Origin of the sequence: Thioclava dalianensis, assembly GCF_000715505.1 — a bacterium.
Lineage (GTDB): Bacteria > Pseudomonadota > Alphaproteobacteria > Rhodobacterales > Rhodobacteraceae > Thioclava > Thioclava dalianensis.
In genome coordinates this window covers 1-6,324 of sequence record NZ_JHEH01000065.1, presented here as the reverse complement: position 1 = coordinate 6,324, position 6,324 = coordinate 1, and the positions used below count along the sequence as shown (strand labels likewise).

At 63.8% G+C, this 6,324-nt stretch carries 10 protein-coding genes and 1 pseudogene; all 11 read right to left on the bottom strand.

Going from position 1 to position 6,324, the window contains the following annotated elements:
- Positions 1-441, bottom strand: a 441-nt coding sequence (locus DL1_RS20155) for an RES family NAD+ phosphorylase (protein ID WP_038070045.1), incomplete at its 3' end; no start/stop codon positions are given.
- Positions 438-963 (bottom strand): annotated as a pseudogene (locus DL1_RS20150) (antitoxin Xre-like helix-turn-helix domain-containing protein). The pseudogene DL1_RS20150 and the gene DL1_RS20155, both read right to left, overlap by 4 nt.
- Positions 906-1,163: an antitoxin Xre-like helix-turn-helix domain-containing protein gene (locus tag DL1_RS22380; protein ID WP_428837388.1), complete on the bottom strand. Its 258-nt coding sequence runs from the start codon at positions 1,161-1,163 to the stop codon at positions 906-908. The pseudogene DL1_RS20150 and the gene DL1_RS22380 overlap by 58 nt, the downstream one beginning before the upstream one ends.
- Before the next feature lie 267 nt (positions 1,164-1,430).
- Positions 1,431-2,207, bottom strand: coding sequence for an antitoxin of toxin-antitoxin stability system (locus tag DL1_RS20140; RefSeq protein WP_248642605.1), 777 nt, complete (start codon positions 2,205-2,207; stop codon positions 1,431-1,433).
- A complete protein-coding gene (locus DL1_RS20135) occupies positions 2,200-2,619 on the bottom strand; it encodes a hypothetical protein (RefSeq protein ID WP_038070040.1) in 420 nt (139 codons plus the stop codon). Before DL1_RS20135 ends, DL1_RS20140 begins: the two co-directional genes overlap by 8 nt.
- 75 nt (positions 2,620-2,694) lie before the next feature.
- Positions 2,695-2,892, bottom strand: a complete 198-nt coding sequence (locus DL1_RS20130; protein ID WP_038070038.1) for a hypothetical protein — start codon at positions 2,890-2,892, stop codon at positions 2,695-2,697.
- A gap of 1 nt (position 2,893) precedes the next feature.
- Complete coding sequence (locus tag DL1_RS20125) at positions 2,894-3,271, bottom strand: DUF6915 family protein (protein ID WP_038070035.1); 378 nt, start codon at positions 3,269-3,271, stop codon at positions 2,894-2,896.
- A 10-nt stretch (positions 3,272-3,281) separates the two neighbouring features.
- Positions 3,282-3,773 carry a DUF6878 family protein gene (locus tag DL1_RS20120; RefSeq protein WP_038070033.1) on the bottom strand — a complete coding sequence of 164 codons (492 nt, stop codon included), beginning with the start codon at positions 3,771-3,773 and terminating at the stop codon, positions 3,282-3,284.
- A gap of 97 nt (positions 3,774-3,870) precedes the next feature.
- On the bottom strand, positions 3,871-4,389 hold the full coding sequence (locus DL1_RS20115; RefSeq protein ID WP_038070031.1) for a hypothetical protein: 519 nt from the start codon (positions 4,387-4,389) through the stop codon (positions 3,871-3,873).
- 110 nt (positions 4,390-4,499) lie between these two features.
- Entirely contained in the window at positions 4,500-4,940 is a 441-nt protein-coding gene (locus DL1_RS20110; protein ID WP_038070029.1) for a JAB domain-containing protein, read from the bottom strand.
- Positions 4,941-5,065: 125 nt separating this feature from the next.
- Positions 5,066-6,265 (bottom strand): hypothetical protein, encoded by a 1,200-nt coding sequence (locus DL1_RS20105; RefSeq protein WP_038070026.1) that lies wholly within the window; start codon positions 6,263-6,265, stop codon positions 5,066-5,068.
- Between the last annotated feature and the right edge of the window lie 59 nt (positions 6,266-6,324).

Genomic DNA, 6,324 nt, shown 5'->3' with positions numbered 1-6,324 from the left:
GAAGACGCCGATGAAGTCGGCCAGCAATTCCACATAGCGGGCGCTGTCCTGGAAGCTGCCGGTAAAGCCGAGTTCGCGTGTGCGGTGCCAGGCCACTTCGCTGACAGAAACCATCACATCCCATGCGCAGTACCACGCGCCGCGCTCCTCGGCGTTGAAGCGGTTTCCGCCGGCGCGGGTGTAAGTGAAGGCTGCGTTGACGTGACTGTCCCCATAGATGCGCAGATCGCGGCTGCGGCGTTGCCAAGCGAGTTCGCGCGGGTCCAGATGCGGGTTGCGCCCGCGTTCGGCCTGTAGACGTCCACTGGTCAGGCCCTCGATCTCTGCCAAGATCTCCATCTCGTCATCGGTATCGACGAGACCGCGCAGCGATGGTGGCTTGTGGTAGGTGGCGGGCAGGAGACGAACGAGACCGCGATCGGAAATCTCGGTCTGCTTCATGCCCCACCACGCAACGCATCAAGATAGGTCCGAACCGCGAGGATCTGCGGCAAACCCCCGTCGATGGCGGTGTCAACTGGCCGAATCTGCGGCAAACCCCCGTCGATGGCGGTGTCGACTGGTCGGCTTCCACCAAAGAGCGGCCCCTTGTTCGGTCGGGTGAACCAGCTTTTTGCCAGAGGCTCCGAGAAGTAGAGTTCGAGCGACTTGAAGATGCCAATTACAGCGCTGAGCCGCAGCAGTTGGTCCTTGGTGAGCTCCCCAGCGAAATCCGGCTTCTTGGCGCGCTTCCAGCGACTTGAAGATGCCAATTACAGCGCTGAGCCGCAGCAGTTGGTCCTTGGTCAGTTCCCCCGCAAAGTCAGGCTTCTTGGCGCGCTTCCACGTGCTCTCTGACATGTCGGCAAGGCCAGCCGCCTCCTTGAGGCTGAGACCCCAAGCATCAGCCACGCGCGCATAGGCCTTCAGGTGCTCTCTGACATGTCGGCAAGGCCAGCCGCTTCCTTGAGACTGAGACCCCAAGCATCGGCCACGCGTGCATAAGCTTTCAACGCGACGGCGTTGATCGGCTTCTTGGCGCGCTTCCACGTGCTCTCTGACATGTCGGCAAGGCCAGCCGCCTCCTTGAGGCTGAGACCCCAAGCATCAGCCACGCGCGCATAGGCCTTCAGCGCGACGGCGTTGATCTGTGCGGGTTCCCGGATCTTCTCTGCAACGTACATGGCGTCCTCCATTGGCTTCAATATAGTCCATATGGACTTACTGTAAAGATCAAATGAACCTTGCGCGTTGATCACTGTTACCCGAACCGCCGCCCTCCTTCCGTGAACGTATACTCGTTGACATATGGACTTACTGTAAAGATCAAATGAACCTTACGCTTTGATCTCTGTTACCCGAACCGCCGCCCTGCTTCCGTAAACGTATACGCGTTCGCGATGATCCCCTCCTCGATGGCCTCGTCCGAGGTGAGGTGGTCGTATTCGGCCTCAAGCTCGCGGTAAAGCCAGCGGGCCAAATCTCGCAGCGCTTCGGTCACGACATCTTCCGCGTCCTCGGTCGGCGGCTGCCAGGATGATCCCCTCCTCGATGGCCTCGTCCGAGGTAAGGTGGTCGTATTCGGCTTCAAGCTGGCGGTAGAGCCAGCGGGCCAGATCGCGCAGCGCCTCGGTCACGAGCTCCTCGGCGTCCTCGGTCGGCGGCTGCCACCTCGGGCTGTCCCGCGTGACGTCGATCGACATGGTGTATTCATGGTAGTAGCGGCCACGGTGGCTGGCCTCGGCGGCGAGTTGGTAGAAGTTTCGCGGGCTGTCCCGCGTGACGTCGATCGACATGGTATATTCGTGGTAATAGTGGCCACGGTGGCTGGCCTCCGCGGCGAGCTGGTAGAAGTTCTGGCGCTGGATGGCCTGCAGACGGTCGGCGATGCCATGCAGCGTCGCGTCGGTCGGGGCGTAGTCCCGGATGCGCGTGGCCGCGCCCTTGGCGTGGGACCAGTAGCCCTCGAAGCAGGCGCCGTCGCCCTGGCTCCAGAAACCGGAAAACCAGATGCAAGGCTTGGCCCGCGCCCCGCCACCCATCAGGCGGACGGCGGTGGTCTTCAGGCAGATGCCGAGGATTTCGCAGACCCGCTCGAAATCCTCATAGACCGCATCCCACCAGTCGTCGTGGGGTCCAAGGTCGCGATACCAGTTGCGGGCCTTCTCCTTGGCGGCATCCGAGAGTTCGGGGAACTGGTAGACGGTGGTGCAGATCACCTCAGGCATCGATGTCCTCCCCGTTCAATGCGGCGGCCAGCCATTCTTGCGTGCTGGACCAGCCGATGGATTTGCGCGCACCGAGATCGATGGCATGCGCGCCGCCACCAAAGGCGTCGAGTCGTGGCCGAGAGCAGGTCAGAGAATACTGGAACCCCCAAGGGCCGGTGAGGTCGAGCTCTTCAGCAAGACGCAGGACGAAGCGGATGACGGCTTCGACATCGCCGTTCCCGTCATCATGGATCCAGAGGCTGCTGCCCTCGGGCGCGTCCTGGCGCATGAGATCGAAGCCCGCGACATCCGGGTCGTCGGCGTCCTGATCCGCAGCGCGCAGTTCCTGGAACAGCGCGAGTGCACGGGCAGCCTTGTCGGGGCTGCCGACGTCGAGCAGGCACGAGAAATGGGTGAAGTAATCTGCCATGGGAACCTCCTTAATGGGGAAGACCCGGCCAAGAGGCCGGGTACTGAATCGGGATGAAGGGTCGGCCGGGAGCGATCAGCCGATCGACGTGTCGTCTGCCGCCTTTCGTGCGGCATGCGCGCAGAGCATTTGCCGGTAGAAACGCTTGCGCGCGGTCCGGAGGCCGCAAACAGCGCGTGTGTCGGGGTGCAGCGCCCGGGCCGCCGCGCGCAGGACGGCAAAGGACGAAGCGGTCGCTGGCAGCCCGAGGCGCTGATAGGCTGGGTCGGTCATGTCAGGTAACCTCGACCACGGGCGAGGCGAGATGCGGATCGACTTGTGCCTCGATCCGTTCGGCCCGGCCCATCCAGGGTTCGGGCCGGATCGCCTTTACCCAGTCGGCGAAGCTCGGGATGAAGCCGAGGTCTTCCTTCACATGCTGTTCCCCGACCCAGCGGGTCGGGATGATGCGCCCGGTCGAGAGCGTGAGGGTCTGCCCGAAAATCGTCTCGGCCATGAAGATGCCCTCGGCATGGTGGCGTAAAGCCCGGTGCCGGAAGTCCGCAGTAATCTCCTTGCTCTGGTCGAACCAGGCATGCACCGCCATGAAATCGTCGACCGTGCCGCCCCATTTTTTCACCGAGGACAGGGCGTGGTGATAGGGATGTGCCATCGCCGCCCCCTCAGAAATCGTGTGTGTAGAGTTCAGACGAGGTGAAGCGCTCGTTGAACTCAAGGTGGATGCAGCGGGCGGCCGCGTCGAAGCAGAACTCGCCCCAGGCACCGTCGTTGTTCTCCCAGCCACCATGGGTGTCGGAGAGGAAGTCGTAGGCCAGTTGCTCGACGACATCTTCGAGCGAGAGCTGCCGCATCTCGACCTCGGGGTCGTCCGAGGTCAGCGCGGCGTAGTCGATCTCGGTCGCGGGGAAATCGACGGCGGTCTCCCCGGACCACGCGCCGATGCTTTCGATCTGGCCGCTGTCCCCGGCCCCATCGAAGGTCACGGTCACATGGGTGATGCCCGCGGCAGTCAGGCCATCGAAGAGGCGCTCCTTGTTGGCCGGACGCAAAGCTGCGATCCGCGCGTCACGCTCGGACTGCCGAGCCAGCACGGCGGCGAAATCAATCCTGGACGGCGCCATCGGCGCGGCCAGGGTGGGTTCGATATTGGACATTGGAAACTCCGAAATGAGGGAAAGGATCTGAACCCCGAGGCTCTCTCTCGTCCTCGTAGGCTCACATCCTCCCCTGCCCTTCTCTGACTCTCGGGCGTCACGCCGCGATCTGCAGGGCGCGAGACGCGAAGACACGCCAGAGCGGATCGACAAGACGGGAATCGAGAACGTCGGCGTGGTGCCGCAGCCTTCGCGCGAGGCCATGTTCATGCCACTCGGCCGCCCGCATGGCCTGCGCGCGGGTCTGGCTGGCCTCGGACACGACGGCGCGGGCTTCGGCGGCATCCGAGACCGGGTGGCACCATGCGACCCCGCCATCACAGGTAGCTCCGGCCAGAACGAGACGGCCCTCCCGATCGAGGATTGCCAGGATGCGCGGAGCGTCTTCAGGTGTGATATCTTCGGCGTGAATGATTGCCCCCTGCATGGCCTCGGCCAGCGTGGCAAACCGCTCCAGTACCTTGGGGTGTGCCTGCCCGGACATGAGAGCTGCGGGCGCATGGCAAGCCGTCGTGAGTGCGAACGGTAAGTCTTGATCTGCAAAAACGGTCAGGAGGCTCGGCGGCAAACCTGTCTTCTGCGTTTCCGGCTGAGTTTGGAGAGGAAGGTCGAACATGGGCATATCTCCGACGGTGCGGAGAGCCTCTCTCCCCGCTTCAAACCGTCAAAGACCAAACCCCCGCCCTCTTCCTCGGAAGGGTGACGGCGGCAGGCTCGCAAGGCGCGTCACAGCTTGCCCAGGGCCCGCAGGCTCAGTTCCGTCCCGGCGCCGACGATGATGTGGTCATGCAGCGTCAGGCCGAAAAACTTACACCCATTCTGGATCTCCCCGGTCATGCTGAGATCGGCCTCCGACGGCGTTGGATCTCCCGACGGGTGGTTGTGGATCAGGATCAGGGCGCTGGCGTTCAGCATCAGAGCCCGTTTGATCACCTCGCGTGGATAGACCGGGACATGGTCGACCGTGCCGATCGACAAGAGCTCATCGGCGATGATGCGGTTCTTGCGGTCGAGATAGAGCACGTGGAACCGCTCGATCGGCCCGCGCACCGTAAGCGCGCAATAGTCAAGAAGCGCCTGCCAGCTGTCGATGACGGGGTTTCGGCTGAGATAGCGGCCGAGGATGTCGCGGGCCTCGAGGATGACAGTTTCTTCCTGGGGGGTCATGGGGGTCTCGCTGAAATGCGCAGGCCGAAGCCCCTTGCCCTCTCGGGGCGGGGCCAGTGGCGTGCATGTGGAAGAGGAAAACGCGACCGCCGCGGATGCAGGCGGTCGCTGTGCCGGGCTTCGCGTCAGCCGACCCGGTCGAGGAGCTTCTTGGCGCGCCCTTCCATATCAAGGCGGGCATCCTGCTGAGTCTTGTCGCGGGCGAGCCGCGTGATGCCCTGCACGAAATCGAAGATGCTCTCGGGCGGGCGGCCTTCCTCCATCAGCACCTTCTCGATGATCTTGCCGGATTCGGCTTTCGAGAAACCGCGCTTACGCAGGAAATCCGCACGGTCCTCATCGCTGCGCGCCACGATCTGCTGCCGCGCCGCCTTGATCCCGTTCACGAACCCCTGCGGCGAGGAATTGGCAAACCGCGTCAACGCGGGCGCGGCCTTATGTGCGAAGCGCGAAGCGGCGTATTTCGAGTGACGGATCTTGATCTCCTGGAAATCCTCGACACCCCAGAGGTTGCGGTTCTGGCACACCGCCCGCAGGTAGAAGCTCGCCATGCCGAGGGTCTTCGCGCCCACCTCGGAATTCCAGCAATAGAAGCCCCGGAAATAGAGATCGGGAGAGCCGTCCGCCAACTTGCCCGCCTCGATCGGGTTGCGATCGTCGACCAGGAACAGGAAGACGTCGCGGTCCGAGGCATAGAGCGTGGTCGTGTCACGGCTGATCTCGACATCGGGATTGTAGACCCCGGTCGACCAGTCCAGCACACCCGGCACCTTCCAGCGCGTATCGCCCGTGCCATTGCCCGCGATGCGCTGCACCGCTTCGACCAGCTCGAAATCGTGGATGCGGCCATAGTCCGGACCGGTCACTGCCCGCAACTCCGTGCGGCCATCCTCGGTCTCGAAGGTCTTCACCTGCTCGGCGCGGTGGTTGGTCAGGCCGTGTTGCAGGTTGATCCCGGCCAGCGGCGCGGGCAGCTGCCGCAGGTAAGACGCCGGAGCGCCGACGATGCTGGCAAGCTGGCCAAAGGCCCAGTGCGTCGGCGCGACCGGTTCATGCGCTTTCGGCAGCATCAGGTGCAATCGCTCGGGGTTGTCGCGCGCGGCCTCGACCCGGATGTCGGCCGTCTGGACCACCCGGCTGCGGCTGCGCTCGGAGCGGCCTTTCACACTGGCCCAGAGATCATCGAGCGACAGATACCTCTCATCATCGGGCCGGTTGAACCATTCGGACGACACCCGCCCGTTCCGCTCACCCCGGCTCGCGTCCACCTTCCAGCCACCAGCCCGCGCCGGTGCGACCGGATCCAGAACTTCCACAACACCCATCGGTATTCCTCCGTGACAGGCGCCGGGAGCCACTCTCCCAGCCCTCAACCCGTCACCGG

What these genes read in the sequence shown, in the direction of transcription:
- DL1_RS22380 (WP_428837388.1), bottom strand. Translation starts at nt 1,163, where the DNA reads ATGTACGTTGCAGAGAAGATCCGGGAACCCGCACAGATCAACGCCGTC.
- DL1_RS20140 (WP_248642605.1), bottom strand. Translation starts at nt 2,207, where the DNA reads ATGCCTGAGGTGATCTGCACCACCGTCTACCAGTTCCCCGAACTCTCG.
- DL1_RS20135 (WP_038070040.1), bottom strand. Translation starts at nt 2,619, where the DNA reads ATGGCAGATTACTTCACCCATTTCTCGTGCCTGCTCGACGTCGGCAGC.
- DL1_RS20130 (WP_038070038.1), bottom strand. Translation starts at nt 2,892, where the DNA reads ATGACCGACCCAGCCTATCAGCGCCTCGGGCTGCCAGCGACCGCTTCG.
- DL1_RS20125 (WP_038070035.1), bottom strand. Translation starts at nt 3,271, where the DNA reads ATGGCACATCCCTATCACCACGCCCTGTCCTCGGTGAAAAAATGGGGC.
- DL1_RS20120 (WP_038070033.1), bottom strand. Translation starts at nt 3,773, where the DNA reads ATGTCCAATATCGAACCCACCCTGGCCGCGCCGATGGCGCCGTCCAGG.
- DL1_RS20115 (WP_038070031.1), bottom strand. Translation starts at nt 4,389, where the DNA reads ATGTTCGACCTTCCTCTCCAAACTCAGCCGGAAACGCAGAAGACAGGT.
- DL1_RS20110 (WP_038070029.1), bottom strand. Translation starts at nt 4,940, where the DNA reads ATGACCCCCCAGGAAGAAACTGTCATCCTCGAGGCCCGCGACATCCTC.
- DL1_RS20105 (WP_038070026.1), bottom strand. Translation starts at nt 6,265, where the DNA reads ATGGGTGTTGTGGAAGTTCTGGATCCGGTCGCACCGGCGCGGGCTGGT.